Raw genomic sequence first — 25,166 nt, 5'->3', positions numbered from 1 at the left:
CCAGCTGATCGCACCGCAGTTGCGTGCTGCTGCGGGTGCCCTTCTAATCCCATTCCAGGCCGCCGCGCCGCCAGACGTAGGCGTACGCGACGAAGACCGTGGCGATGAACAGAAGCATCTCGACCAGCCCGAAGATCCCCAGGGCGTCGAAGCTGACCGCCCACGGGTAGAGGAAGACGATCTCGATGTCGAAGACGATGAAGAGCATCGCCGTCAGGTAGTACTTGATCGGGAACCGGCCGCCGCCCTGTGGCTGCGGGGTCGGTTCGATACCGCACTCGTAGGCTTCCAACTTGGCCCGGTTGTACCTCTTGGGGCCGGTCAGCGAAGCCATCACGACGGAGCCGACCGCGAACGCCGCCGCGATGGCACCGAGTACGAGGATCGGCGCGTAGGCATTCATCTGCCGTCGCTCCCTCCGTCCAGTCGTCCTTGACTGCAGATCGGAACCACCGGATCACTGTGGGGTGATCCGGTGATCCGGTTCCCGGGATCCACCCCATGTGAGGCAGTTCACAAGCCCGGATCGAGCGCATCCTATGCCTGTCGGCTTGTGATCTGCGACACGCGTTTCAGGACGATCTTTGTGATCTGCACCACCTCGCGAACCGGTTGCCATGGCGACAAGTCCCGAGATATGTACGCAACGAACCCAGATGGTCGCAAACTGTCATATTCATCGGCGAAGCGGCTGGTCAGAGCGGCGCGCCTATATCAACTATTCTGCTCTCATCGCAAATTTATAGGCGCAATGTTGACGTGATAGAGACCCTCACCCTCCCGGGTAAGGGCTCGCGGCAGCCGCTTGACCTTTCGTTCACAAGCTCATGCAGGCCGATGTGGCCGCCCGTGCGGAGGTCGTGCGCCGCTGGCTCGTCAGGCCGGGTCGGGCTCTGCGGCGGGGGCCGGTTCGGCCGGGGTGGGGAGGGTGGCGCGGCGGCCGGCTTCGGTGGCGAGGAGGACGAGCAGGCCGCCGAGCAGCGCGGGTGCGCTGAGGCGGTCGCCGCCGAGCGCGATGCCGAAGACCGCAGCCCAGAGCGGCTCGGTGCCGAGCAGCAGGCTCACCCGGGACGGCGAGGTGGCCCGGACCGCCCACATCTGGACGAAGAACGCGAAGAGCGTGCAGAACAGCGCCAGGTAGAGCAGCAGTGCCCACTGCGCCGGCCCCCAGGCCGCCGCCAGCCGCCACGGCGGCGGCCCGCCGAACGGGCTCGCCAGCACGAACACCAGCGCGGCGCTCGCCAGTTGCACCCAGGTCAGGGCGAGTGAGTCCACCCCGCGCAGCGCCCGGCTGCGGGACATCGCGAGCACGTGCCCGGTCCGCAGCACGGCCGCGCCGAGCACCAGCAGGTCCCCCAGCGAGGGCGGCCGCAGGCCCGACCCCTCGGTGAGCAGCCCGACCCCGAGCAGCGACAGAGCGGCCGCCCCGAGGAACGCGCGCGGCACGGGCGTGCGGCGCACCGCGCTCTCGGCGAGCGGCGTGAAGATCATCGTCAGGCTGATGATCAGCCCGGCATTCGTTGCCGAGGTGTGCACCACCCCGTAGCTCTCCAGCAGGAAGATCCCGCCCAGGATCCCCCCGAGCACCGCCGCCCCCCGCCACTGCGCCCACCCGAGCGAGCGCAGCCCGCGCCACGCGAACACCGCGAGCAACGGCAGCACCAGCGCGAACCGCAGCACCAGCATCGGCACCACGGTGCCGGCACTGGTCAGGTGCTTCACCGCGAGGAAGCTGGACCCCCACACCACGGCGACCGCGAGCAGCGGCACGTCCGCGAACCGGGCGAACCGGCCGGCGGTCGACGCTTGTGAACCGGTGCGCATGCGGGCTCCATCCCGAGGGGTCCGGCTGATCCTTTCGCAGAGCCGCCCGGATGATCAACGGGATTTCCGAACCCGGCGACTACATCCGAGCTACTGTGGATGTCATGACCGTGGCCTACGAGGACGTGCCGTTCAGTGAACTGCTCCACCATCCGGCGGCGACCACACGAAGACTGGACGCCGTCCGCGCGCTTCGGCTGCGGCGCCGTGACGCGGGGGACCTCGCGCTGATGCGGGTCGAGCAGATGGAGCGTGACGCCTCGGTCGTCGACTTCACCTCGCGCCTGCTCGCCGGACTCGTGCGAACCGGGAACATCGACGCCCTGCGCCAGGCACTTCCCGAGGCGCTGCCCTGGTGCACGTTCCTGCCCGCCGAGGACGTCGACACGCTCCTGCTGGAGCTGGTGGACACGGCGCGCGGTGCGGTGGCCCTGGACAACCTTGCCCCGATCGCGCTGCTGCTCACCCAGTGGCAGCACAGCGCGGAGATCCACGCCGACCCCGCCCTGCTGGCGCTGCTGACCCGCGAGCCCGACGGCGATCTCGGCCCAGTCCCCGCACCGGGGGCCACCGAGTGAGCCCCAAGCGAGGGGACCGGGCCGCTCCCCCACCCATCGGTGTCGAGTACGACCTCCGGTTCGCCAACGCCGAAGCGGCCGAAGGCTGGGAACAGCTGAGCCGGCAGGCGGCCGGAAACCTGCGTCGTGCCTTCGAGAGGATCCGCTCCACACCTCGGGCGACGGACATCCCGGACCGCCAGCACAGACTCAAGGGCAAGCTCGGCAGCGGGATGTTCAAAGGGCACGAGCTGGAGCGGTGGCAGTACGAGGTCACCAGCGGGGGCCGGATCTGGTACCTGATCGACGACACCGACCGAACAGCCTGGATCACCTACGCGGGGACCGGCCATCCGAAGGCCACGGACTGACTGCCGCTCTGTTCTGACGTGGCGAGGGAGTCGCCGTCGGCCAAGATCAAGAGACCCTCTAGCATCTGCGATCGCCGACCGAACCGGATCGACGACGCCTGTGAAGAGGACCCCCGTGAGACTGCTGATCGTGACCGGCTACGCCCTCGCCCTCACCCTGCTGGTGCTGGGCACGCTGATCCTGAATGTCTTCGGCCTGGGCGACGGGGGCCGGCTGCTGATGACGCTCGTCGAGTTCGTCGCCGGACTGCTGGTGCTCAGCATCGTGATGGCGGCGCTGCCCCGCCGGCTCCAGCAGCAGATCGCGGGTGCCCAGCCCACCTCCGCGATGATGCGCCGCCGGGTGGACCGTCTGCTGATCGCCCTCGGCGGCATCGCCCCGCGCACCGCCCGCGCGGACATCGCGGCGCTCGCGAGCGGCGTCCCGCTGTACGCGCGAGCCGTGCGGATCGACGGCCCGCGCCCCGCGGTCGGCATCCTGCTGCTGGAGCGCCCGAAGGGCGGCCGGCCGGTGCTCCGCTGGCGCCAGGGCCTGACCGTGGCGGCGGTCCCGGGGCCGTACACGGTGACCGAACTGCAGAACGTCCCGGTCACGCGCGGGGCGCGGATGCTCAAGGCCACCAGCACGGCATGGATCGGCGAGGAGCTGAACCTGCAGCTGACCCCGATGGACCTCGAGGTGCTGAACCACCTGGTGACGGCAGCGGCCTGATCCGCCCGACGGCCGCACCAGCGCGCGCAGTCGGAGCTGTCACCCGCTGTCCCGGGTCACCAGGAACGCCTGCAGCTCGGCGAGTTGCTCGGCGCTGAACGCCCGCTTGGGGAGTGCCGCGACGGCCGTCCGGTTGAGGAAGAGGAAGAAGTACTCCGCGTCCTCCTCCACCTTGGGCAACTGGGCCCACACCAGGTTGACTTCGCCATCGGGGGCCGTGAAGACGATCCGCTCGGGCGTCAGGACCGCCTCCAGGAGCGCCGGGCCGTTCGGCTGCTCCGGAGTCGCGGCCCGCTTCAGCCGCACCAGCCGCACCACCAGCACCACGACCGGAAACAGCACGGCGAAGGACGGCGGAGTACCCCGGCTCACCACCACGTACGCCGCCCCGAGCACCAGCACCGCGGCCAGGCGGATCATGAGCTGTCTTCGTGCCCTGCGGGTGCCCACCCGCAGGGCTCTGGCGATGTCCTCGAAGGTCTCGTAGTACGACACGGTGATCTGCATGCTTCCCCCCGAAATCACTGCACCGAAGCGCATCGTGACAGATCAATCGGGGGGCCAACAGCCCATCCGCAGAGGCGTCTTGGGCGACCTACTCGACCGGCGCGGCCGCCGTCTCCGAGACCGCCTCCGCCGCCACCGCGCCCGCCGGATTCCGCAGCCCCACCAGCGCGTACAGCCCGCCCAGCACCACCAGCACCGCAGCGACGGTCAGCACGGTGTCGATCCGCCCGATGTGCAGCCCGCCCAGGTCCGCGTGGAATCCGGTCAGCACGGTGCTCGCGAGCCAGCCGGCCAGGCCCATGCCGATCACGTTCGCCAGCTGCTGCACCGGGGTGGCCAACGAGAAGACCCGGCCCAGGAACTGCTCGGGCACCGCACCGATCAGCAGCGGTGCGATCGCCGCGTTCAGCATGGCGAGCGGCGGGCCGAGCAGCGCGAGCAGGATCAGCGCCGGCACGAACGAGGTCATCCGCGCGTAGGTGATGAGCAGCAGCCCCATCAGCAACAGCCCGGCCGGGAACGTGCGGTGCAGGCCGAACTTGGCGCCCAGCGGAGCCGCCACCGCCGATCCGGCCAGCAGCCCGATGCCCAGCGCCATGTCCAGCGTGCCGTACCACTTGACGCCCGTGTGCAGGTTGTCGGTCACGAAGAAGACGTTCACCGTGCTGAGCGCCCCGACCCCGATGCTGATCAGCGCGATCACCGCCAGCATCACCCGCACCACCTTGTTGCCCGCCGCCACCCGCAGGCCCTCGGTGAGCTCGGCGCGGAAGTTCGGCGCCTCCAGCACCTCGGGCAGCTCGCGCGGCTGCGTCCGGATCGCCCGGACCAGCAGGAACGAGACCAGGTAGGAGAGCGCGTTGGCGGCCAGCGCCCAGCGCACCCCGGCGGTGAAGAGCAGCGGCGCGGCCAGCGGCGGGCCGAGGATCGAGGCGATCGCCTGGGTGGACTGCTCGATGCCGGCCGCCTTCACCCGCAGCTCGCTGCCGACCACGTCGCCGATGATCGCGAACCGGGCCGGGTTGAAGAACTGCGAGACGGCGGTGTTGAGGAAGACCGCCAGGTAGACGACCGCGACCATGACGCCGGTCGGCACGGTGCCACCCGGCAGGAACGCCAGCACCGCGACCGCGCCGATCAGCGCGGCCCGGATCAGGTCGGTGCCGAGCATGGTCCGGCGCAGGTCCCAGCGGTCCACGTACACCCCGGCCAGCGGAGCGACCAGCAGCGTCGCGACGGCGACGGTGATCAGCAGTCCGGAGACGGCGGCCGGCGCGTAGGAGCGGCCGGCCAGCAGCTGGGTGCCGATCCAGAGCGTCAGCGTCGTGTCGAAGACGAAGTCGCCGACCTGCGAGACGGCCTGACCGCCCCAGAGCAGGGTGAAGTTGCGGTTGATGAGGAGCACAGGCGGAATCCTGGCACGAACGTTTGTTTGCTGAACAGGCATCAACAGGAATAACGTCCGGCACTCCTGGGCATGAGGGTGTGGACATGTCACCCTTGTCACTCGCGCCGCCTGCTATCCGCCCGCTATCACCCCCCGCCGTCCCGCCGTCCTGAGAGGTCCTCACATGGCCCGTACGCGCCTCGCCGTCGCCGCAGCCGCCGCCACCCTGGTGCTCTGCGCGACCAGCGCCGCCTCCGCCGCGACCGTCAGCCCCGACGCCCGGCCCGCGCCCGCCACCGCGGCCGCCCCGACCGGCACGGCGCCCAACTGCGGCTACACGGCCTCCGTACCGGCCGACGACTTCAAGGGCATCCCGGTCTTCGACGCCGCGAAGGCCGCCCGCCCGTACCACGCGGTGCTGCGCACCAGCCAGGGCACGGTCACCTTCCAGGCCCTCACCGCGCAGGCCCCCTGCACCACCTTCTCGTTCCGCTTCCTCGCCGAGCACGAGTACTACGACCGCACCCACTGCCACCGCCTCACCACCCAGCGGCTCTGGGTCCTCCAGTGCGGCGACCCGACCGGCACCGGCAGCGGCGGCCCCGGCTACTCCTTCAACGACGAGAACCTGACCGGCGCCACCTACCCGGCCGGCACCGTCGCGATGGCGAACGCCGGGCCGAACACCAACGGCAGCCAGTTCTTCATCGTCTGGAAGGACACCAAGCTCTCGCCCGCCTACACCCCGTTCGGCAAGATCACGAGCGGGATGGACGTCCTGCAGAAGATCGCCGCCGGCGGCGAGGACGACCAGAACGGCCCGGGCGACGGCTTCCCGACCCTCCCGGTCAACATCGACAAGGTCCGGATCACCAACCGCTGATCCCCCGCCCGCCGTTGCCGGCTCCCCCGCCCCACCGCCCGGTCGGGGGAGCCGGCAGCGGTACGTTGACCGGATGCCGACCATCCTCGACGCCACCGAGCTGACCGCCACCCCGGACCTCGCCGCCGGGTTCGCCGATGCCGCGCACCTGATCCTGGCCGACCTGGTCCGCGCGGGAGCCGCGCTCGGCTGGGTGGACCCGCCGTCGCGCGAGGAGGTCGGACGGCTGCTCGACGACGTGCTCGGCGCGGTGCGGTCCGGGGACGGCGCGCTGCGCGCGGCGTACGTCGACGGGCGGCTGGCCGGGCTGGGCTACTGGCTGCGGTACGCCCGGCCGACCCACCGGCCGCACGCCGACCTGGAGAAGCTCGCGGTCGCCGCCGCCGCGCAGGGGCACGGCGTCGGGCGGGCGCTGACGGCCGCACTGGTCGACGACGCCCGGCGGGCGGGCATCGAGGTGCTCACCCTCGACGCCCGCGGCGACAACGCCAACGCGCTGCGGCTCTACCGGTCGCTCGGCTTCACCGAGTACGGCCGGCTGCCCGACTTCGTCGCGGTCGGCGAGCGCCGCTACGACAAGGTCTTCTACATGCGCGACTTCCGCCGGAGCCGCTGAGCCGACTGCCGCTTACGCCTTACGCGTTCGGCGCGACCCGGGCCAGGCCGTTGATGATCCGGTCCATCGCGTCGCCACCCGTGGGGTCGGTCAGGTTCGCGAGCAGCTTCAGCGTGAAGCGCATCAGCATCGGGTGGGTGAGCCCGCGCTGGGTCGCGATCTGCATCACCTTCGGGTTGCCGATCAGCTTCACGAACGCGCGGCCGAGCGTGTAGTAGCCGCCGTAGACGTCCTTCAGCACCGTCGGGTACGCCTGCAGCGCCCGCTCACGCCCACCCGGGGTGACCCGGGCGTGGGCCTGCACGATCGTGCGTGCCGCGATCTGGCCGGATTCCATCGCGTAGGCGATGCCCTCGCCGTTGAACGGGTTGACCATGCCGCCGGCGTCGCCGACCAGCAGCAGGCCGCGGGTGTAGTGCGGCTGCCGGTTGAAGGCCATCGGGAGCGCGGCGCCGCGGATCGGGTCGGTCATGTTCTCCGGCGTGTAGCCCCACTCGGCGGGCATGTTCGCGCACCAGGACTTGAGCACGTCGCGCCAGTCCAGCTCGCCGAAGGCGGGCGAGGAGTCGAGGATGCCCAGGCCGACGTTGGACGTGCCGTCGCCCATGCCGAAGATCCAGCCGTAGCCCGGCAGCAGCTTCTTCTCGCCACCGCGGGTGTCCCACAGCTCCAGCCAGGACTCCAGGTAGTCGTCCGAGCTGCGCGGCGAGGTGAAGTACGTCCGGTACGCGACACCCATCGGGCGGTCCTCGCGCCGGTGCAGGCCCATCGCGATCGAGAGCCGGGTCGAGTTGCCGTCGGCGGCCACCACCAGCGGCGCGCGGAACTCCACCTCCCGCTTCTCGGTGCCGAGTCGGGCCTGCACGCCGATGATCCGACCGGTCCGCTCGTCCAGCACCGGGCCGCTGACGTTGCACTTCTCGTACAGCCGGGCGCCGGCCTTCTCGGCCTGACGGGCCAGCAGCTCGTCGAAGTCGGCCCGCTTGCGGACCAGCCCGTAGTCCGGGAACGAGGAGAGCTCCGGCCAGTCCAGCTCCAGCCGGACACCGCCGCCGATGATCCGCAGGCCCTTGTTGTGCAGCCAGCCGTTCGAGGTGGACACGTCGATGCCCATGTCGACCAGCTGCTTGGTCGCACGCGGCGTCAGACCGTCGCCGCAGACCTTCTCGCGCGGGAACTCGGTCTTCTCCAGCAGCAGCACGTCCAGACCCGCCTGGGCCAGGTAGTACGCAGTGGTCGCGCCGGCCGGACCGGCCCCGACCACGATGACGTCCGCGGTGCTCTCCACAGCAGTGCTCTCGACGGCGGTCTCGGTCACGGCTGGCACTCTCCTGAGAACTGCTGCGGGGCAGGCCGCGCGGGCCCGCCGACTGACCGCAGCAGTCTACGGGGTGGGCGTCGCCACAGGCCGGGCGACTGTCCACAGGTCCTCGAACCGCTGGATCCGCTTGGCCAGAGTCGTCTCGCTGCGCTCCAGCCAGGTGCGGGCGATCGGGCGGTGGTCGTTCGTCCCGGAGACCTCGTCGATGCCCACCTCGTAGATCACCGCGCCGTCGAAGACGATGTAGTCGGGGTTGGCGCCGAGCGCCCAGGTCGGCAGGTCGGCGGTGGAGACGGTGCGGACGCTGATCCCCAGCGCCGCCTGGGTCAGGCCGACCCGCAGGATCTCCGCGATCACGGCCGTCTCCGCCTCGTCCATCACGAAGACCCGCCGCACCGGCACGCCGCGGCGCACCGCCGCCCGCTGCGCCGCCAGGTAGCGGCGGCCGACCTCGGTGGTCCAGTAGCCGAGGTCGATCGAGGTGCTGACGGCGTCGATGCTCAGCACGGCACTGTGCGTCAGCCGCAGCAGCCAATCCTGGTCCTCGCCCTCGTAGACGGCCCGACCGACCTGGAGTTGGCGCAGGGTCAGCGCGGTCCAGCCGATCTCCTTCTCGACGAAGGAGCGCATGATCGGCGGCAGCTCCTCGCTGAGCTGCGAGGCGTTGCGGATCAACTGGCCGACCACGCCGTTGCCCAGCCAGGACCTCTCCATGGTGCGGAACAGCTGGGTCGCCTCGCCGACCCGGTCGAACTCGTCCTCGACGAGCGAGCGCATCGCCCGGTGGTGCTCGCCGAGCGCCTCCTCCAGGCTGGTCAACCGCTCCTCGAACTCCACCAGGAACTCGACCAGCAGCGCGATCCCGCCGACCAGCAGCGAGAGGTTGACGCCTTCGATCATGGACTGCTTGGTCATCTCGGTGATCGCCAGCGTGATGCCGCCCGAGATGGAGGCGGTGAGGATCTTGCGCAGCAGCGGCGGCATCCGCCGCTCCGCTTGGCCCCGGTGCTGTTCGTGTGCCACGTCGGTACCCCCCGTACGTGCGGAAAGAACGCGGAAGGAGCAGGGTCAGGCTCCCTGGTGGGTGTGCGCCGGCAGGCCGACGGCCTGCAGCGCGAGGTGATCGCGGATGCGCTGGACGCCGGCCCCCCACTGGCGGCTGAATCCGGGGCGGACCTCCAGGCTCTCCCAGACCGGGGCGAGCGCGTGGTCCACCCGCGCACCGGGCATCCACAGGTGCAGCAGGTGGTTGACCGCGGGGCGCAGCCGCAGCAGCGGCTCCGGGCCCGGAGCCGAGCCCAGGCCGCTGCGCTCGATCTGCTGGACGAGCGTGGTCAGCAGCCAGTCGTGCCGGGCCAGGTCCTCGGCGAACGCGGCCACCGCGGGCGCCGCGGCCGGCTCCAGCTCGGGGAGGGTGAGCCGGAGCGTGCGCAGCGTGCCGTCCTCCACGGTGAACCAGGCGCCGGCGGGCGAGCCCTGGACGGCCGCCCAGCGCAGCCGGGTGCGCCGGGAGCGGAAGGGTGCGCGCCGGTCCAGCCCGGGGCGGCCCTGGAGCTCGGTCAGCAGGCGCTCGGCAATCGCGCCCAGGTCCAGAGCCGGGCCCGGATCCAGGCCCGGATCCCGCTGCCGACCCGCGCCGTCCGCCGCGCCGGCGCCGAGGTAACCGCCGACCAGGTCCGTCGCACCGAACCGCCCGAGCGGCTCCACCGCCCCCGGCCGGGCCAGGTAGTGGCCCCAGGGCAGCCGGATGCTGCCGCCCGCGGCGCCGATCCGGGCCCGCACCGAGGCCTGCACCAGCCGCCCCTCGGTCAGCACCGCCCGGGAGGTCGCGGTTCCGACGCCGCGCACCGCCCGGCCGGCCACGCTCGGCAGCGCGCAGTCCACACCGGTCAGCAGCTCGGGCGAGAGGACCTGGCTGTTCGGCCGCTCCGAGCTGCGCACCCGCTCGCCGTGCCGCAGGTTCAGCAGCTGGACGGCCGCGGCGCGCGGCAGCTCCACCGAGTGCTGGAGCAGTCCGGTGCGCACCTCGCCCAGCAGGATCAGCGGCTCGCCGGCCCGCGCAGCCTCAGCCCGCGCAGAATCAGCCCGCGCAGCCTCGGCACGTACCACCCCGGCCCGGGCCGCCTTCCCGGCCGCGGCCGCCCCGGTACCCGCCGTCATGACGCACCGTGGAAGACGTACCCGACCCGCTCCGCGATCGCGTCCGGCAGCACCAGCCCCTCCCGTCCGGCCCGGTCGGCGAGCTGCGCGAGCACCGGGTCCTCGGCCGACCACTGGTCCAGCACCACCCGCACCGCGTGCTCGATCGACAGGAACCGGCCCGCCAGCACCGAGACCGTCCGGTACGCCGTGAACGGATCGGCGGCCGGGTTGAGCCGGACGATCGGCGGCAGGCCGTCCCAGGAGTCGGGGAAGGCCTCGCCGCGTGGCACGGGTGCCAGCACCTCGCGCCCCTCGTCCCGCAGCAGGCCCAGCCGCAGCAGCTGCCAGACCGCCGCCAGGAACGGGCAGGACCAGGTGCGCCGGCCGCCCTGCTCGTCCCAGAGCTCGACGTCCAGGAAGACCGAGTGCCGGCGGGCCTCGCTCTCGCGCGGCGGCCGCCAGCCGGTGGCGGCCCGCATCGCCTCGGCGGGCGCGGACGGCGAGCGCTCGCCGTTGCTCAGCCAGCCGGTCTCGGCGACCGGCGGGCGGCCACCGGTGCTGCCGGGCGGCGGGGCCGGCACCAGCCGGCTCTCCACCAGCTTGGCCGGGTGCACCGGGCCACCGGCCGTGACCGCCTCGGCGCAGGCCGACTCGCGCGCCAGGTAGTCGATCACCAGCCCCGACTCGGCCGCCTGCTCGATCAGTTGGGGCACCACCTCGGCCGGCGAGGAGAACCGGGTGAAGTAGTCGTCCACCAGGAAGCAGGTGCTGATCCGGCGCCGCCGGCCGGCCGGGACGGCGCAGGCGGCCCGCGCCGCGTCCGCCCATGGCCGGACCCGGGCGAACTGCTCGCGCAGCCGCTGCGGCCCGGCCGCGAAGTCCTCCATGTACAAGTGGCCCAGCTCCAGGGAGAGATGGGACAGCGGAAGCGCCGCGGTCCGCGGGTCCGAGGAGACCTCACGGAAGGTCGTGTCGATCGGTTCCTGCTCCGCCCTGGCCCCCATCACTCCCCCTCACTCCCTCTCACAATGGCGACTCCCAGCGCTGGTCGTCGGTGAGTCCGGCGGCCAGGTCCGCGAATGCCTGCACGGTCTCCAGGTTGGCCACCTGGCTGGTCAACACGTCGTCGTCGGTGATGAGTTGCTCACGCCACTGGAGCACCGGATCGAGAGGCACGCTGCCCAGGGTGCGAGTCGGGCCGAGCCGGTGCTCGCCGGCCAGCCGGGTCAGGTCCCCGTCGCAGATGCTCAACCAGAGTGCCTGGGCCGGGCGCAGGCTGCTGAACATCGGCGAGGCCGCCTCCGGCACGGCCGCCCGGACGAACCGGACCGACTCCCGCAGCCGGTCCTCGTCGTGTCCGCCGAGTGCTCCGATCGCCATGATGCCCCGGTCGCCGTAGACCAACCCCGCTGCGGCGATGATGTGTTGACGGGTCCACCGGTGGAAGACCAGCCACCGGGAGGCGAGCCCGGCCAACTCCGGCCGCGAGGTGGCCTCCAGCACCAGCTGCGCGGCGTACGAGCGCCCGGCGCTCAGGTCGACCAGGATGATCTCGAACTCCTCCGCCAGCCGCAGGAAGAGCTCGCAGCAGCGGCGCAGGGTGTCCGGGCCGGGCGTGAACTCGCCGCCGCCGCGGTCACCGGCCAGCAGCTCCAGCCGGCCGGCGCCGGTCGGGCGCGGGCGCAGACCGGAGTTCTCGGTCTCGGCCCAGATGTCGACACGGCGCGGCTCGGCCACGTCCCCGCGCAGGTACGAGTGCAGGCCGCCGCGTTCGACCCCGCGCTGCGCACTGGGGACGTCGAAGACCGCGGCGCTGGTCGGCGAGCCGAAGTCGAAGTCGAGGTAGCAGACGTCGTCCCCGCCGAGCGCCCGCCGGTAGGCGATGTTGGCGCTGGTGACGGAGCGTCCGGTGCCGCCCTTGTCGGAGATCGCGAAGATCAGCACCGCTCAGTCCCCCCAGGATGCCGAGCGCCGGGCGGCGGCCAGCTCGTCCAGCGAGCCGAGCACCTGGTAGGCCAGCGCGCAGGCGGCGCCGGGCCGGTCGCGGAGCATCCGGCGAGCCCGCTGCAACCGGGCCTCGGCCTGCCGGAGCATGCTGTGCACCGAGGCGAACCCGCCGCCGGCCACCTGCATCAGCTCCCGGTCGAGCTGGTGGTCGGCTTCGCTGAGCAGGTCGGTGGCCAGGTCGATCAGCCGGGAGCTGCGGATCGGACTCTGCGCGATCATCCGGGAGGCCGCGACCAGGCTCTCCACCACCCGCTCGGTGATGCTCCAGGAGAGCTCGCGGCCCTCCACGCCGAGTTGCGGGTAGACGTTGCTCATGTCGTCCCAGAGCCGGGCGCCCTCTCCGGTGCCGATCCGGCGCTCCCAGAGCTGGTCCATCACGCCCTCGGCGAGCCGGACCAGCCGGTCGTGCGAACCGATGTTGCGGGAGAGTCCGCCGAGTTGGATGGTCCGCTTGAGCAGCTGGGCCGAGAAGTCGGCGACCGACCAGCGCAGCAGCGGGCCCAGCCGTTCGCTGCCGAGCAGCGTCAGTGGCACGCCCGGGTAGTGCAGCGAGAGCGCGGTGTCGCCGGGCACCAGCTGCCGGGTGGTCTTGGAGCGCATCGCCAGCTCCTCCAGGACCGTCACCGTCCGGGTCAGGTCGTCGTCGTTGGCCCGGCGGCGCTGCAGGTCCTGCACCACGATCGAGCTGACCAGCAGACTGAAGTAGAGCGACTGCTGGCGGTCCGTGGTGCGCCAGGGGATGTTCTCCAGCGGCCAGGCCTGGTCGTCGAACCGGGCCAGCGTCGACCAGTACTGCTGGGTGAGCTCCCAGCGCAGCCGCAGCGCCTGGGACATCCGCTGCTGGCCCTCGTTGAGCAGGCCGAGGGTCAGCGTGCGCTCGGAGAAGAGGTCGGCGATGCCGTCCAGCGCGACCACGGTGAAGTACAGGTACGGCACGGCGTCGGCCACGCCGTCCGGCTGGACCCCGACCTGCTCGGTGGTGTCCACCGGCGGTGCGTTCTCCAGCACGCCCCAGGACCAGCCGCACTCGAACAGCAGGTTCTCGTTCTCCAGGTCACCGGTATTGGTCAGGCCGATCGTGAAGTAGTCGCGGATGGTGGCGCGCAGCGGCTGCAGCCGCCGCTGCAACTGCTGGACGACGGACCGGTTCGGCGCCCCGGTCCGGTTGATCATCTCGACCAGCGCGGCGCCGCGCTCCGAGTCGGCCTCGAAGACGTTCACCGCGAAGCAGCGCAGCAGGGCGGCCATCGCGGCCGACAGCCGCGCGCTGGTCGCCTCCTCCAGTTCGGCGACCTTGCGGCGCAGGTCGGGTCTGGTCACCTTGGGGGTGAAGACCTTGAGGAAGCCGAGCGTGGCGAGCGAGAGCGTGATCGACATCGAGTACGCGTCCACCACGCCGAGCGCCCGCTGCTCCGGCGTCACCGGCACCCCGGGCTCGGCGCTGTCGAAGTAGTCGCCCCCGGCGAACGTGGGCGTGTCGCCGTCGCGGTGGCGCGCCATGTAGCCGGTGATGCTGTCGATCAGCACCCGGGGGATCTCGACGCTGTCGCCGAGCTTGCGCAGCGCCGCCAGCACGTCCTCGGCGGTCTCGTCCGGCACGTCCAGGCCCAGCGCCGGAACCTCGGTGGCGGGATACAGCAGGCAGAGCAGCTGCTCCGCGTCGCTGACGCTGTTCGGCACGGCGCCGGCCGGGCCGCCCTCACCGCCCTCACCGGTGTCGGCGAGCCGGCCGTGCCGGCCCTGCGCGGCGACCGCCTCCCAGAGCTCCAGCAGTTGCTGGCGTGGTTTGATCCGCACCTCTCACCCCTGCCTCGGTGGGTCTGCCCGGTCCGCCGCCCCGGTCCGTTACGGGCGCATCCGCCCCAGCGCCAGCACCATGCCGTCGTATCCGGCGCGCACCCGGTCCTCGGGCGGGAGAACGACCGTCTTGACCACCAGACCCTCTATGGCGTGCCGGTCCAGACTCGCCGATACGTGGCTGCTGTCCACCTCGCACGCGGGGAAGTCCAGCGCACCGACGTCGTAGCCCTTCGAGTTCATCATGAAGGCCACCGCGAACGGCGCGCCGGGGCTCAGCGCCTCGGCGAACCGGTCCACCGCGCTCTCGAACTCGTCGCTCGCGGTGGAGAGTGATTCGGCGACGAAGAACATGGTGCCGATGCCGGCGGGCTCGTCCGGCAGGTCGGTGAACAGGTCGCCCTGGAGCACCCGGACCCGGCCGGCCAGCAGCGCGCGCGGGTCGCCGAGATCGCGGTAGACCGGGCGGTCCGCCAGAAGCCGCCAGAACTGATCCCAGTTCGCGCCGTACGCCGCGACCTCACCACGCAGCCAGGCGACACTGCGCGCGGAGCGTTCGAAGAGGGTGAGCCGCGAACACCAGGGCAGCATCGCCAGCGCCGGGTAGAGATTGGTCCCGGTGCCGACGTCCAGGCCGTGCAGGCCGCCGCCGGGGTGGTGCTCGAAGTGCTCGGCGAAGTGCTCGCGGACGAGGGTCAGGATCTCCCGGTCCTCGGGGAGCAGCTTGCTGTAGTTCTTCTCGAGGTAGGCGTCGGCGTCGAAGGCGTCCCAGTCGGCGTCCCCGTTCCGCCGTCTGTCATCGGTGTCCGACGGCTGGGCCTCGCCTTCGGGTTCGACCTCAGGGGTGCTCTCAGCCGCCGCGGGCAGGACGTTCATGCGCACAGCCTGCACCGGCTGACCCCCCGTCAACTCTTTTGATACGTCAGGATCTTGAGCGCATCATTCACTCGATGGAGGGTCAAGGATAGCGTCCCGCAGGAGCCTTGTGGAGTACTCGCCGGGCACGGAGAATACCCGTCAGGACACTCTCAGCCACTGCTTCACAGCAAATCTCACCGAGTCAAGCCGGGTGAAAGGCCAGGATGTGCCAGAGTTCACGCGAACGAGTGAGGCGAGCGAAGCGGGTCGAGTACGGCTTGCGACCGAGACCGATCTGGCGGGGATCGCGAGGCTCGACCGGGCGATCTTCGGGCGGCACGCCTACCCGTACTTCGTCCTACGGCAGAACTTCGACGTGCACGGCGGCCGGCTGCTACTGCTGGAGCAGGGCGGCGAGCTCGTCGGCTACAACATGCTCGCCACCACGTCCGACGGGCAGCTGAGCTGGGTGCTGGGCCTGGGCGTGCTGCCCCGGGCCCGCCGCCACGGCAACGCCCGCCGGCTGCTGACCGACGGGCTGGAGCTGCTGGCCGCCGACAAGGTCGCCGAGGTGCGGCTCAGCGTCGCACCGGACAACGAGTCGGCGCTGCGCCTCTACCGCTCGCTCGGGTTCCGCGACCTGCGCGTCGATCCGGAGTACTTCGGGCCCGACGGCGCGCGGCTGATCATGGCCCTGCAGCTACGGGACTGACGGCCGACCACCGGCCCGGGAAGGCCTGGTGCTCAGGCCTTGGTGCCGCGGTGCAGGGCGACGATGCCGCCGGTCAGGTTGCGCCAGGCGACCTTGGTCCAGCCGGCCTGCTGGAGCTTGGCGGCCAGGGCGGGCTGGTCCGGCCAGGCGCGGATCGACTCGGCGAGGTAGACGTACGCGTCGGGGTTGCTGCTGACCTTGGTGGCCACCGGCGGCAGCGCGCGCATCAGGTACTCGGTGTAGACGGTGCGCAGCGGCGTCCAGGTCGGGGTGGAGAACTCGCAGATCACCACGCGGCCGCCGGGCTTGGTGACCCGGTACATCTCCTCCAGGGCGGCCTCGGTCTCGTGCACGTTGCGCAGCGCGAAGGAGATCGTGACCGCGTCGAAGGAGGCGTCGGCGAACGGGAGCTTCGTGGCGTCGCCGGCGGTCAGCGGCAGTTCGGGGTGGCGCTTCTTGCCCTCGGTGAGCATCCCGATCGAGAAGTCGCACGGGATGACCCTGGCGCCGGCCTCGACGAACGGCAGGGAGGAGGTGCCGGTGCCCGCGCCCAGGTCGAGCACCAGGTCGTCCGGGCCCGCGCCGACCGCGTCGGCCACCGCGCGGCGCCACAGCCGGGTCTGGCCGAGCGAGAGGACGTCGTTGGTCAGGTCGTACTTGGCCGCGACGTCGTCGAACATGGCGGCGACTTCGTGCGGCTGCTTGTCCAGGGATGCTCGGGTCACGCACCCCATTCTTCACCCTGGCTGCCGCGCCGCTGCGCCGGGGCTCGGCGCGGCGCCGCGAGGCGGCTCGGCGCAGTGGGCGACGGCTCAGCGCACGGCGGCTCAGCGCAGTGCGCGGCGGCCGCCCTTGCGGCGGCGCCGGGAGCGTTTGCCGTGGGTGATCGCCGGCATCCCCTCGGCCAGCGCCTCGGTGGCCAGCGCGACCGTCGCGTACACCCGGGACTCCCGGGCCCGGAAGACCACGTTGCGCCGGTGCCGCAGGATCCGCAGCACGCAGAGCGCGCAGATCAGCAGCGCGGTCGGCACGCTGATCTGGGCCAGCCGCACCCCCGCCGCCTGCGGGTAGTGCTGGTGGCAGACCCGGACCGCGCCCGCGTCCTGCGCCGCGTGCTCCAGGCAGATCGGGTCGCCGACCTTGGCGTCGTCCGGCAGCTTGAGGTCGGCCGCCCGGTGCTGCTGCCCGTCGGCCCGGTAGCTGACCCCGCTGTACGTCGCGCTGCCGCCGGGCAGCTGCGTGATGGTGCCCTGGACCTGCACCGGGTGCGCGCCGATCTTGTCCGCGAGGTCCGCCTGCCGCCAGCCCAGCACGCACATGCCGAGCGCGACCACGGCGCTGAGCACCGCCGCGAGGTACCAACCTCGGCCGATCCTGGGGGCGGTGGCGGACGGGGATCGCATGGGTGTGCGGGACCTGGCTTCCCGTGAGGGGCGGGTTGGAGAGGCCCGCCCACCTGGGAGGAGTCAGCGGGGCCGAACCGGGATCGTAACTGCTGGCGCCCCCTCAGGTCACGGCGAGGGCGGATCAGGGCATCGGCCGGGGAGCGCAGTTCGACTGCGGACGGGCCTTGCGGGAGAACGCTGATGGCCGCTCAGGGCCGGGTTTCAGCGGGTCCGGTGCAGCAGGCGACCGGCCAGGACGGTGCCGAGGCAGCGTGAGGTCACGCGATCGTCGGACTGTTCGGATTGTTCGAAGATGGCGAAATCCGCCCGATCTCCGACCGTAAGCGACCGGTACGGCACCCCATGCAGCCCCTCGGCCCGCTCCTCGCCCACCGCAGTACTCGGCAGCTCGGACGGCGACAGCACCAGCAACCCCGAGCGGCTCACCGCCGTCCGGATCGCCGGCAGCTCGAACGGCCCGGCCAGCGCCGTCGTCCCGTGCGCCAGCATCCGCTGGAGCCCGCGCCGGGCGCTGCCGCCCAGACCCCCGTAGTGCGAGTCGGGCAGCTCGACCGGCAGCGGCAGCGGCCGCTCGCCCAGTTCCTCGCGCGGATCCGGGTGGTAGCGCCGCTCCAGCAGCAGCCGCCCGGCCGGCTGGGCCAGGCCGGGCACCAGCAGTCCGGGCCACTCCCGCACCCTGGCCTGCGGATGCGCCGCCGCGAGCTCGGCGAACGGGCCGACCCCCGCCACCACCGCGCCCTGCACCAGCACCGCCCCGTCGGAGATCGACGAGGCGGTGCCGGAGGGCCGCAGAACGGCGGCCCGGTGGAGGGTCAGCATCGGTCGGCGGATCAGTTGGTGGAGAGGATCTTCAGCTCCGGGTGCGCGGTGCCGCCCTCGATCGCCGTGGAGGCGATGTGCGAGGCGACCCGCGGGTCCACCGGGTCGTTCGCCGGGTCGTCCAGCACCCGCAGGTGCTGGTACGTGGTCGAGCGCTGCGCCGGAGTGCGCCCGGCCGTGCGGATCAGGTGGATCAGCTCGGTCAGGTTGGAGCGGTGCTTCGCGCCGGCCGCCGAGACGACGTTCTCCTCCAGCATCACCGAGCCCAGGTCGTCCGCGCCGTAGTGCAGCGAGAGCTGGCCGGCCTCCTTGCCGGTGGTCAGCCAGGAGCCCTGGATGTGCGCCACGTTGTCGAGGAAGAGCCGGGCGATCGCGATCATCCGCAGGTACTCGAAGACGGTCGCCTGGGTGGAGCCCTTGAGGTGGTTGTTCTGCGGCTGGTACGTGTACGGGATGAACGCCCGGAAGCCGCCGGTGCGGTCCTGCACCTCGCGGATCATCCGCAGGTGCTCGATCCGCTCGGCGTTGGTCTCGCCGGTGCCCATCAGCATCGTGGAGGTGGACTCCACGCCCAGGCCGTGCGAGATCTCCATGATCTCCAGCCAGCGCTCGCCGGACTCCTTGAGCGGCGCGATCGCCTTGCGCGGCCGCTCCGGCAGCAGCTCGGCGCCGGCGCCGGCGAAGGAGTCGAGGCCGGCCGCGTGGATCCGGGTGATCGCCTCCTCGACGGAGACGTTCGAGATCCGGGCCATGTGCTCGACCTCGGAGGCGCCGAGCGAGTGGATCACCAGCTGCGGGAAGTCCTTCTTGATCGCCGAGAACGCGCGCTCGTAGTACTCCACGCCGTAGTCCGGGTGGTGGCCGCCCTGGAACATGATCTGGGTGCCGCCGAGCTCGACGGTCTCCGCGCAGCGGCGCAGGATCTCTTCCAGGTCGCGCGACCAGCCCTTGTCGCTCTTCGGCGGCACGTAGAACGCGCAGAACTTGCACGCCGTCACACAGACGTTCGTGTAGTTGATGTTGCGCTCGATGATGTACGTCGCGATGTGCTCGGTACCGGCGTAGCGGCGGCGGCGCACCGCGTCGGCAGCGGCGCCGAGCGCGTGCAGCGGCGCCGAGCGGTACAGCTCCAGCGCCTCCTCGGCGGAGATCCTGCCACCGGCGGCGGCCCGGTCGAGGACGGCCTGCAGGTCGGTGCTGGGCGCGGCGAGGGGCGCGGCGAGCTCGGTCACCTGGCGGCCTTCTTTCTCTCCAGGGGTGGCCGGGGGCTGGTCCGCAGACCCCGGCGGCATGACCGAACCAGCCTACGCCAGCCCCTCGGGCCGCCCTCTACCGCACGTTGCCCACCCGGTCCAGCCCCGCCGTCTCCCCTGCGCCGCCGCCGCTGCGCGGGTCAGCTCGCGACGGCCGGGGCCAGCAGAGTGATCGTCACGTCCGGTGCGAACCCGCTGTCGTGCCCGGTCCGGCGGGCGAACTCGGCGATCCCGGCCAGCTGCCGCTCGCCGAGCGAGAAGTCCAGCGCCTCGCTGAAGTAGCGCTCCAGCACCGGCGCGTCGAAGTCCTCCCAGCGCGCCGCGTGCTCGGCCACCTGGTCGGCCTCGGCCAGCGAGAGGTCCCGGGACTCCAGGAACGCCCGGTGCACCGCCGCGACCAGCTCGGGGCGGCTCTCCACCACCTCGCGCCGAGCGGCCCAGACCGCGAAGACGAACGGCAGGCCCGTCCAGTCCTTCCACATCTGGCCGAGGTCGTGCACCACGTAGCCGGAGTCCGGCCGGACCTCCAGCGTCGCGCGCAGCGCCGGGTCGCCGATCAGCACGGCGGCGTCGGCCCGGGCGAGCATCGCGTCCAGGTCCGGCGGGCAGCTGGAGTACTCCGGCTGAACGCCGTACCGGTCGGAGAGCAGCAGCTGCGCCAGTCGAACGGAAGTGCGGCTGGTCGAGCCGAGTGCGACCGGCCGGCCGTCGAGCTCCTCCAGTGGCAGTTTGCTGACGATCACACAGGACATCACGGGGCCGTCACTTCCGACCGCAATATCAGGAAGTACGACAAGTTCGTCCGCGTGTCGCAGGTACTCCACACAGGTGATCGGACCGATGTCGAGCGAGCCGCTCACCAGCAGGTCGCTGAGCTTCTCCGGGGTGTCCTTCGTCAGGTCGAGGTCGAGCAGGCTGCCGGTCCTGGCCAGCCCCCAGTAGAGCGGCAGGCAGTTCAGGAACTGGATGTGCCCCACTCTCGGCCGGGCCTCCCGCACCGCCCCCGCCACAAGCTCCAACCCGTCGCGCACAGGGCCCGCGTCGCCCTCGCCGCCCGTTGCCAGCGCGCCATCCAGCAGATCAGCCACCACGTGCTCCCTCGCCCGTTCGTCCGGTCTTCGCAGGGTATGCCCGGCACCTCGGCGACTCGGCGCGACCCCTCCCCGACACACCTCTCACGTAGTACCCGACACGCCTCTTGGAGGCTCAAGAGACCCCTGGTCGAGCCCGCGCCTCCGTGCTACCGTTCCATCCAGTTGCAGTTTGATTCCCCTTGCAGTACTTGAAGCCTGCGGAGCATGTAACCGCGGGCTTTTTGTAGTTTTTCAGCATTGCGTATTGTGCGAAAAACTCCGGGCCCACTCCGGAGGCGGGGCGATCAGCGCAGCGGACCGGATGTCACACGGTGTGGCAACCAACACGTCCCTCGCAAGGAGAACGGCATGGCCACGGGAACCGTCAAGTGGTTCAACGCTGAGAAGGGCTTCGGCTTCATCGCCCAGGAGGGCGGCGGCCCCGACGTCTTCGTCCACTACTCCGCCATCAACGCGAACGGCTTCCGCTCGCTGGAGGAGAACCAGGCGGTCAGCTTCGACGTCACCCAGGGCCCGAAGGGCCCGCAGGCGGAGAACGTCACCGCCATCTGATCACCTCTGATCTGATCGCTCAGGACCTCGCCCCGAGCCGGGTCCCCCGGCGGTCCGCCCCGGGCCGCTGAGCATGACTTGTAGTACCCAAGGGGGCCCGCCGCTTCTTCGGACGGCGGGCCCCCTGCCGTTGACGCCGCCGTTGATTCGACGCCGCCGTCGGTGCCACCGCCGACGAGCCCCGCCCGCCCCACAGGGCGCCGGCGCGTACGTCACGCCACACTCCCCCCATGCGCCCCGCACGCCACCCCGGCGACAACTCCCGCATCCCGGCTCCCCACTGACGGCCCGACAGGCACTCCCATGCCAAAAATTCTAGCAACGCTAGACAATCTAGCGCTGACATGCCTAGCATTGCACCAGGATCTAGCGCCGCTAGAAATTCCCTTCAGGAGGGGACATGCAAGACGTACTGGCCGTCGTCACGGTCGTCGTGGTCGGGCTGATGGTGGGCGTGGAGTTCGCGGTGGCGGTGTTCGTCAACCCGATCCTCGACCGGCTCCCGGAGGACGGCGGACTCGCCGCCCGCAGCGACGGGGGGCGCGTGCTCGGGCGGGTCATGCCGTTCTGGTACATCGGCTCGCTCGTCCTCGCCGCAGCGTGGACCGCACTGGCGTGGGGCGGCTCGGGCGCGGCACTGATCGCGACCGGCGTCGGGCTGCTCGTGCTGAGCGTGCTGCTGTCGGTCCTGATCCTCGTGCCGATCAACTCGCGGGTCGTGACCTGGGCGCAGGAGGGCGCGCCGGCGGACTGGAAGCAGCAGGCGGGGCGGTGGGACCGGTTCCACTACCTGCGGGTGGCTGTGATCGTGCTCGCCTTCGCGCTGTTCACCGTTGCCCTCGCCGTCGCCTAGGGCCTGTCCGGCGGATCTTGTCGGATCAGCGCGCGGCGTTGGGCGCCCGGCTGGGCGTGCCGCAGAGTCGCCCTCGTACTGGACGTACTTGGGCGATTCTGCGGTGCGTCCAGCCGGGATGCCCGGCGTCGCGCGCCCGGCAAGATCCGCCGGACAGGCCCTAGTGCTTCAGGCCGACGACCGGCGGCTCGGCGCCGGTGCCGTCCTGGGAGACGATGGTGAAGCGGTCGGCGCCGGCGGCCGCGAGGTCCACCGGCAGGTACGACACACCGCTGTTGATGCCCAGGCTCGCGGTCCGGTGCCCGGTGGCGACGTCGATCCGGACCAGGGTGTCGCGGGTCAGCACCCAGACTCCGGCGCCGGCACCGGCATCAGCGCCAGTGCCGTCCACCGAAACACCGATCACCTGGTCGTCCAGCCCCGACACCCACTTCTTGCTGCCGTCGGCCAGCGAGTAGGCGGCGAGGCGGCCGGTGGCGTTCCGGCTGAGGCCGTTCTTGTTCCTACTGAACGTCACGTCGTTCGGCTTCTCGGCCGGTGCGATCAGCAGCCCGCCGGCCACCACAGCGCCGTACAGCGGGCGGGCGGCGAACGACGCGAAGTCGTAGCCGGGACCACCCAGCGCGATGTCCAGGTCGTACTCGTCACCGGAGACCGGGATCGAGGAACGCAGGTGGCCGGCCTGGTCGAAGCTGAGCACGGCGTGCGTGCCGCGGTCGCCGTTCTCGTCGACCCACACGGTGAGCGGGTCCACGGAGAGCACGGCCGTGTCGTTCAGCCCGTTGATGACCGGCAGCTCGATGCGCATCTGCCAGCGGCCGTCCTGAGCCGCCAGCGAACGCAGCACCGGCTCAGCAGTGCCGCAGTTCGCCACCGTCACCACGGAGTTCGCGCCACCGGCGACGCGCAGTGGCGAGCAGCCCGGGTCGGTGGCGCTGCGCCAGGCGGCAGTGCCGTCCGCCAGGTTCAGGGCACGCCAGTCGCCGTCCTCCTGGAGCACGGCACGGTCACCGGCGATCGCGAGCAGACCGGCTGCGGCGGAGTCGCCGATGCGGTCCGGCGCGGCCAGTTGGGCCGTCCAGCGAACCGTGCCGCTCGTCAGGTCGAGCGCGACCACGGCGGCGCACGGCTGGTTGAGCGCGGCGTGGCCGAGCAGCCCGATACCGTGGCCGGTCTCGCGGCTCATCGCGCAGACGGAGTCCTCGCCGGGCGGCGTCCAGCGCCAGGCGACCTCGCCGGTGGCACCGCGGTACGCGACCACCTGGTCGGGACGGGCCCGGACCACGAGATCGCCGCTGGTCCAACTGCCCACCGCGCGGACGTCCGTGGGCCGGTCGAGCGGAGCCTGCCAGGCAGTGCCCAGGCCCGGACCCGCGAAGAGCACGAAGACGCCCAACCCGGCCAGCGCGCCGACCACGATCGACGGCACTCCGAGGAGCGGTTTGAAGAAGGCACAGAGGAGGCCGGCCCCGAAGGGCAGCAGACCGAGGACGCTGATGCCGCCGAACCAGGTGAGGCTGTCGCCGCCGTAGCCGTAGTCCGGGCCGAAGATCGCGCCCAGACCGAGCATCCCGAAGAACGCGCCGCCCAGTCCCCCGGTGATCGTCAGCTTGGTGCCCGCACCCTCGGCTTCGACGATCCTCCGCCACAGTGATCTGCCCGTGGGACTGTCCGTGGGACTGCCCGTGCTGTCGCTGGGTTCCCCAGTCATCGCCACTCTCCCCCGAGAAGTCTCGGCCGCCCTGTGGCGGCGGCCTCGGGTGATCATGGCAGAGCACGTCAAGATCCGCTGCCGAAATCCAAGGGACCCGCGATGCGCGAACCGACAGCTACTGCAACCACCACCACACCCGTACTGATCGTCGGCGGCGGCCCGGTCGGCCTGACCCTGTCGATCCTGCTCTCCGGCTACGGGGTGCCCCACCTGCTCGCCGAGTCCCACCCGGACACCTCGCCCTACCCCAAGGCGCGCGGGATCTCGGCACGCTCGATGGAGATCTTCCGACGCTGCGGCCTCGACGAAGCCGTCCGGCGGGCGGGACTCCCGGCCGAGCACGTCTACTTCTTCCGTGGCCGGAGCCTGGTGGACCCGGACTACGTCCGCACCGGAGTCGTCCGGCAGGCACCGGACGGCGAGGAGCACACCCCGTCACCGGGGGTGCTCTGTCCGCAGGACGCCCTGGAGGCCGTACTGCTGCGCCGCGCACGCGAACTCGCTTCCGGCGCAGTCCAGTTCTCCACCCGGCTGCTCTCCTTCACCCAGGGCCCCGACGGCGTGCTCGCCGTCCTCGCCGACCGGGCCACCGGCGAGCAGCGGACCGTACGCGCCGACTGGCTGATCGGCTGCGACGGCGCCGCGAGCACGGTCCGCGCGGGTGCGGGCATCGCCATGGACGGCCCGACGGGCCTCAACCACTTCCTCAGCATCCGCTTCGAGGCGCCGCTGGGCGAGGTGGTGGCCGACCGGGCCAGCGCCTCGTACTTCCTCACCGAGCCCGGGCGCGGCGGGTTCCTGGCGGTGGACAACGACCGCCGGTGGATCTACCAGCGCCCGTTCGACCCCCAACACGCCGACAGTTCCACCACGTTGGGCAATCCTGCCCAACTGGCCCGGCTCGTCCGAGAAGCCGCCGGCCTGCCCGACCTGGCAGTGACCGTCCAGGACACCATGACCTGGCGGATGGACGCCCAACTCGCCGACGCCTACCGCGAGTCACGCGCCCTGATCGCGGGCGACGCAGCCCACGTGGTCCCGCCGACCGGCGGACACGGGATGAACACCGGGATCGGCGACGCGGACAACCTCGCCTGGAAGCTCGCCGCCGTCACCGGCGGCCTGGCCGGCGAGGCGCTGCTGGACAGCTACGAGGCCGAGCGCCGCCCGGTCGCCCGCCGGGTGATCGACCTCTCCCTCGCCAACTCCCGGGCCCGGACGAGCTACCGGATCGACGACGAGCTGCTGCTGAGCGCCGCCTACCGTTCCACCGCCGTCATCCCCGACCCCGACACACCCGCCAGCCAACCCATTGATCCGGACGGCTACCGCCCGAGCAGCCAACCCGGCCACCGCGCACCGCACTTGCGCCTGGCCGGATCGCCCGCAAGCCGCTCCACGCTGGACCTGATCAGCCCGGACCTCACCTTCACTCTGCTCACCCAGGCCGCCGACCCCGCCTGGCAACACCAGGCAGACACCGTCACCGCCGCCGGCCTCCTGCTCACCGTCCACGCCCTGAACGCACCGGCGGACGACTGGACCAGCCTCTTCGGCCTCCCCACCACCGGCGCCCTGCTCGTCCGCCCGGACGGCCACACCGCCTGGCGCGCCGCCCACCCGCCTACCGACGCCACCGAACTGCTCAGCGCCCTACGGCAGATCCTCTCCGCCACCGAGTCCGGCCACCGATGAGCCCGCTGGCGGCGGCCCGGCTTGCCGGCCGGGCCGCCGCTCCCGCTCCGGGGAGGGCGGGGCAGTGGCCACCCCCCCAAAGTGCA

General features: G+C 71.7%; 26 protein-coding genes. 9 read left to right on the top strand and 17 right to left on the bottom strand.

Features of this window, described 5'->3' with window-relative positions:
* Window positions 1–43: 43 nt before the first annotated feature.
* Entirely contained in the window at window positions 44–403 is a 360-nt protein-coding gene (locus AC060L_RS19695) for an NADH-quinone oxidoreductase subunit A (protein WP_483800111.1), read from the bottom strand.
* A 473-nt stretch (window positions 404–876) separates the two neighbouring features.
* Window positions 877–1,824: a DMT family transporter gene (locus AC060L_RS19690; protein WP_483800110.1), complete on the bottom strand. Its 948-nt coding sequence runs from the start codon at window positions 1,822–1,824 to the stop codon at window positions 877–879.
* A 104-nt stretch (window positions 1,825–1,928) separates the two neighbouring features.
* Between AC060L_RS19690 and AC060L_RS19685 the strand changes: the two genes are divergently transcribed.
* The 3 genes from AC060L_RS19685 to AC060L_RS19675 all read left to right on the top strand — a co-directional run bounded on the left by AC060L_RS19685 (window position 1,929) and on the right by AC060L_RS19675 (window position 3,464).
* Window positions 1,929–2,402, top strand: coding sequence for a hypothetical protein (locus tag AC060L_RS19685; RefSeq protein WP_483800109.1), 474 nt, complete (start codon window positions 1,929–1,931; stop codon window positions 2,400–2,402).
* Window positions 2,399–2,752 (top strand): hypothetical protein, encoded by a 354-nt coding sequence (locus AC060L_RS19680; protein WP_483800108.1) that lies wholly within the window; start codon window positions 2,399–2,401, stop codon window positions 2,750–2,752. The genes AC060L_RS19685 and AC060L_RS19680 overlap by 4 nt, the downstream gene beginning before the upstream one ends.
* Before the next feature lie 115 nt (window positions 2,753–2,867).
* Window positions 2,868–3,464 (top strand): hypothetical protein, encoded by a 597-nt coding sequence (locus tag AC060L_RS19675; RefSeq protein WP_483800107.1) that lies wholly within the window; start codon window positions 2,868–2,870, stop codon window positions 3,462–3,464.
* A gap of 39 nt (window positions 3,465–3,503) precedes the next feature.
* Here AC060L_RS19675 and AC060L_RS19670 read toward each other — a convergent pair whose 3' ends face one another.
* On the bottom strand, window positions 3,504–3,971 hold the full coding sequence (locus AC060L_RS19670; protein WP_483800106.1) for a YcxB family protein: 468 nt from the start codon (window positions 3,969–3,971) through the stop codon (window positions 3,504–3,506).
* An 88-nt stretch (window positions 3,972–4,059) separates the two neighbouring features.
* A complete protein-coding gene (locus AC060L_RS19665; RefSeq protein ID WP_483800105.1) occupies window positions 4,060–5,376 on the bottom strand; it encodes an MFS transporter in 1,317 nt (438 codons plus the stop codon).
* 166 nt (window positions 5,377–5,542) lie between these two features.
* Here AC060L_RS19665 and AC060L_RS19660 point away from each other — a divergent pair, with 166 nt between their 5' ends.
* A complete protein-coding gene (locus AC060L_RS19660; RefSeq protein ID WP_483800104.1) occupies window positions 5,543–6,241 on the top strand; it encodes a peptidylprolyl isomerase in 699 nt (232 codons plus the stop codon).
* A 73-nt stretch (window positions 6,242–6,314) separates the two neighbouring features.
* On the top strand, window positions 6,315–6,857 hold the full coding sequence (locus AC060L_RS19655) for an N-acetyltransferase family protein (RefSeq protein ID WP_483800103.1): 543 nt from the start codon (window positions 6,315–6,317) through the stop codon (window positions 6,855–6,857).
* 19 nt (window positions 6,858–6,876) lie between these two features.
* Here AC060L_RS19655 and AC060L_RS19650 read toward each other — a convergent pair whose 3' ends face one another.
* From AC060L_RS19650 to AC060L_RS19620, 7 genes are read right to left on the bottom strand one after another with little or no spacing between them, the layout of a single operon-like run.
* Window positions 6,877–8,184, bottom strand: coding sequence for a geranylgeranyl reductase family protein (locus AC060L_RS19650; protein ID WP_483800102.1), 1,308 nt, complete (start codon window positions 8,182–8,184; stop codon window positions 6,877–6,879).
* A gap of 57 nt (window positions 8,185–8,241) precedes the next feature.
* Window positions 8,242–9,201: a DUF6879 family protein gene (locus AC060L_RS19645; RefSeq protein WP_483800101.1), complete on the bottom strand. Its 960-nt coding sequence runs from the start codon at window positions 9,199–9,201 to the stop codon at window positions 8,242–8,244.
* Between the two features lie 45 nt (window positions 9,202–9,246).
* Entirely contained in the window at window positions 9,247–10,338 is a 1,092-nt protein-coding gene (locus AC060L_RS19640) for an SCO2521 family protein (protein ID WP_483800100.1), read from the bottom strand.
* Window positions 10,335–11,324: an SCO2522 family protein gene (locus AC060L_RS19635; protein WP_483800099.1), complete on the bottom strand. Its 990-nt coding sequence runs from the start codon at window positions 11,322–11,324 to the stop codon at window positions 10,335–10,337. Before AC060L_RS19635 ends, AC060L_RS19640 begins: the two co-directional genes overlap by 4 nt.
* A 19-nt stretch (window positions 11,325–11,343) precedes the next feature.
* Window positions 11,344–12,264 (bottom strand): SCO2523 family variant P-loop protein, encoded by a 921-nt coding sequence (locus tag AC060L_RS19630; protein ID WP_483800098.1) that lies wholly within the window; start codon window positions 12,262–12,264, stop codon window positions 11,344–11,346.
* Window positions 12,265–12,267: 3 nt separating this feature from the next.
* Window positions 12,268–14,124, bottom strand: coding sequence for an SCO2524 family protein (locus AC060L_RS19625; protein WP_483800097.1), 1,857 nt, complete (start codon window positions 14,122–14,124; stop codon window positions 12,268–12,270).
* Between the two features lie 48 nt (window positions 14,125–14,172).
* Window positions 14,173–15,000 carry an SCO2525 family SAM-dependent methyltransferase gene (locus tag AC060L_RS19620; RefSeq protein ID WP_483800096.1) on the bottom strand — a complete coding sequence of 276 codons (828 nt, stop codon included), beginning with the start codon at window positions 14,998–15,000 and terminating at the stop codon, window positions 14,173–14,175.
* A 208-nt stretch (window positions 15,001–15,208) separates the two neighbouring features.
* Here AC060L_RS19620 and AC060L_RS19615 point away from each other — a divergent pair, with 208 nt between their 5' ends.
* Window positions 15,209–15,694 (top strand): GNAT family N-acetyltransferase, encoded by a 486-nt coding sequence (locus AC060L_RS19615; RefSeq protein ID WP_483800095.1) that lies wholly within the window; start codon window positions 15,209–15,211, stop codon window positions 15,692–15,694.
* A gap of 32 nt (window positions 15,695–15,726) precedes the next feature.
* On the opposite strand, the gene AC060L_RS19610 is transcribed toward AC060L_RS19615, so the two are convergent.
* The 5 genes from AC060L_RS19610 to AC060L_RS19590 form a co-directional block, all read right to left on the bottom strand.
* Window positions 15,727–16,419 (bottom strand): demethylmenaquinone methyltransferase, encoded by a 693-nt coding sequence (locus AC060L_RS19610; protein WP_483800094.1) that lies wholly within the window; start codon window positions 16,417–16,419, stop codon window positions 15,727–15,729.
* 102 nt (window positions 16,420–16,521) lie between these two features.
* Complete coding sequence (locus tag AC060L_RS19605) at window positions 16,522–17,097, bottom strand: hypothetical protein (RefSeq protein ID WP_483800093.1); 576 nt, start codon at window positions 17,095–17,097, stop codon at window positions 16,522–16,524.
* 204 nt (window positions 17,098–17,301) lie between these two features.
* Window positions 17,302–17,919 carry an imidazolonepropionase-like domain-containing protein gene (locus tag AC060L_RS19600; RefSeq protein WP_483800092.1) on the bottom strand — a complete coding sequence of 206 codons (618 nt, stop codon included), beginning with the start codon at window positions 17,917–17,919 and terminating at the stop codon, window positions 17,302–17,304.
* An 11-nt stretch (window positions 17,920–17,930) separates the two neighbouring features.
* Window positions 17,931–19,151 carry a cyclic dehypoxanthinyl futalosine synthase gene (mqnC, locus tag AC060L_RS19595; RefSeq protein WP_483800091.1) on the bottom strand — a complete coding sequence of 407 codons (1,221 nt, stop codon included), beginning with the start codon at window positions 19,149–19,151 and terminating at the stop codon, window positions 17,931–17,933.
* A 161-nt stretch (window positions 19,152–19,312) separates the two neighbouring features.
* On the bottom strand, window positions 19,313–20,191 hold the full coding sequence (locus AC060L_RS19590; protein ID WP_483800135.1) for a menaquinone biosynthetic enzyme MqnA/MqnD family protein: 879 nt from the start codon (window positions 20,189–20,191) through the stop codon (window positions 19,313–19,315).
* Window positions 20,192–20,614: 423 nt separating this feature from the next.
* On the opposite strand from AC060L_RS19590, the gene AC060L_RS19585 reads away from it, so the two are divergent.
* The gene (locus AC060L_RS19585) at window positions 20,615–20,818 is read left to right on the top strand and encodes a cold-shock protein (protein ID WP_030235313.1); all 204 of its coding nucleotides are present in this window, start codon (window positions 20,615–20,617) and stop codon (window positions 20,816–20,818) included.
* Between the two features lie 400 nt (window positions 20,819–21,218).
* On the top strand, window positions 21,219–21,671 hold the full coding sequence (locus AC060L_RS19580) for an anthrone oxygenase family protein (RefSeq protein ID WP_483800090.1): 453 nt from the start codon (window positions 21,219–21,221) through the stop codon (window positions 21,669–21,671).
* Window positions 21,672–21,831: 160 nt separating this feature from the next.
* On the opposite strand, the gene AC060L_RS19575 is transcribed toward AC060L_RS19580, so the two are convergent.
* Window positions 21,832–23,382 carry an outer membrane protein assembly factor BamB family protein gene (locus AC060L_RS19575; RefSeq protein WP_483800089.1) on the bottom strand — a complete coding sequence of 517 codons (1,551 nt, stop codon included), beginning with the start codon at window positions 23,380–23,382 and terminating at the stop codon, window positions 21,832–21,834.
* A 102-nt stretch (window positions 23,383–23,484) separates the two neighbouring features.
* On the opposite strand from AC060L_RS19575, the gene AC060L_RS19570 reads away from it, so the two are divergent.
* Window positions 23,485–25,080 (top strand): FAD-dependent monooxygenase, encoded by a 1,596-nt coding sequence (locus AC060L_RS19570; protein WP_483800088.1) that lies wholly within the window; start codon window positions 23,485–23,487, stop codon window positions 25,078–25,080.
* Window positions 25,081–25,166 lie beyond the last annotated feature (86 nt).

Source organism: Kitasatospora sp. NEAU-69, assembly GCF_057158765.1.
This window is presented reverse-complemented; position numbering and strand designations above follow the sequence as displayed.

Excerpts from the sequence above, each read along its gene's own strand:
- AC060L_RS19690 (WP_483800110.1), bottom strand. The coding sequence starts at position 1,824 with ATGCGCACCGGTTCACAAGCGTCGACCGCCGGCCGGTTCGCCCGGTTC.
- AC060L_RS19585 (WP_030235313.1), top strand. The coding sequence starts at position 20,615 with ATGGCCACGGGAACCGTCAAGTGGTTCAACGCTGAGAAGGGCTTCGGC.
- AC060L_RS19570 (WP_483800088.1), top strand. The coding sequence starts at position 23,485 with ATGCGCGAACCGACAGCTACTGCAACCACCACCACACCCGTACTGATC.
- AC060L_RS19605 (WP_483800093.1), bottom strand. The coding sequence starts at position 17,097 with ATGCGATCCCCGTCCGCCACCGCCCCCAGGATCGGCCGAGGTTGGTAC.
- AC060L_RS19640 (WP_483800100.1), bottom strand. The coding sequence starts at position 10,338 with ATGACGGCGGGTACCGGGGCGGCCGCGGCCGGGAAGGCGGCCCGGGCC.
- AC060L_RS19635 (WP_483800099.1), bottom strand. The coding sequence starts at position 11,324 with ATGGGGGCCAGGGCGGAGCAGGAACCGATCGACACGACCTTCCGTGAG.
- AC060L_RS19695 (WP_483800111.1), bottom strand. The coding sequence starts at position 403 with ATGAATGCCTACGCGCCGATCCTCGTACTCGGTGCCATCGCGGCGGCG.
- AC060L_RS19685 (WP_483800109.1), top strand. The coding sequence starts at position 1,929 with ATGACCGTGGCCTACGAGGACGTGCCGTTCAGTGAACTGCTCCACCAT.
- AC060L_RS19575 (WP_483800089.1), bottom strand. The coding sequence starts at position 23,382 with ATGACTGGGGAACCCAGCGACAGCACGGGCAGTCCCACGGACAGTCCC.
- AC060L_RS19580 (WP_483800090.1), top strand. The coding sequence starts at position 21,219 with ATGCAAGACGTACTGGCCGTCGTCACGGTCGTCGTGGTCGGGCTGATG.
- AC060L_RS19670 (WP_483800106.1), bottom strand. The coding sequence starts at position 3,971 with ATGCAGATCACCGTGTCGTACTACGAGACCTTCGAGGACATCGCCAGA.
- AC060L_RS19655 (WP_483800103.1), top strand. The coding sequence starts at position 6,315 with ATGCCGACCATCCTCGACGCCACCGAGCTGACCGCCACCCCGGACCTC.
- AC060L_RS19620 (WP_483800096.1), bottom strand. The coding sequence starts at position 15,000 with ATGAACGTCCTGCCCGCGGCGGCTGAGAGCACCCCTGAGGTCGAACCC.
- AC060L_RS19660 (WP_483800104.1), top strand. The coding sequence starts at position 5,543 with ATGGCCCGTACGCGCCTCGCCGTCGCCGCAGCCGCCGCCACCCTGGTG.
- AC060L_RS19600 (WP_483800092.1), bottom strand. The coding sequence starts at position 17,919 with ATGCTGACCCTCCACCGGGCCGCCGTTCTGCGGCCCTCCGGCACCGCC.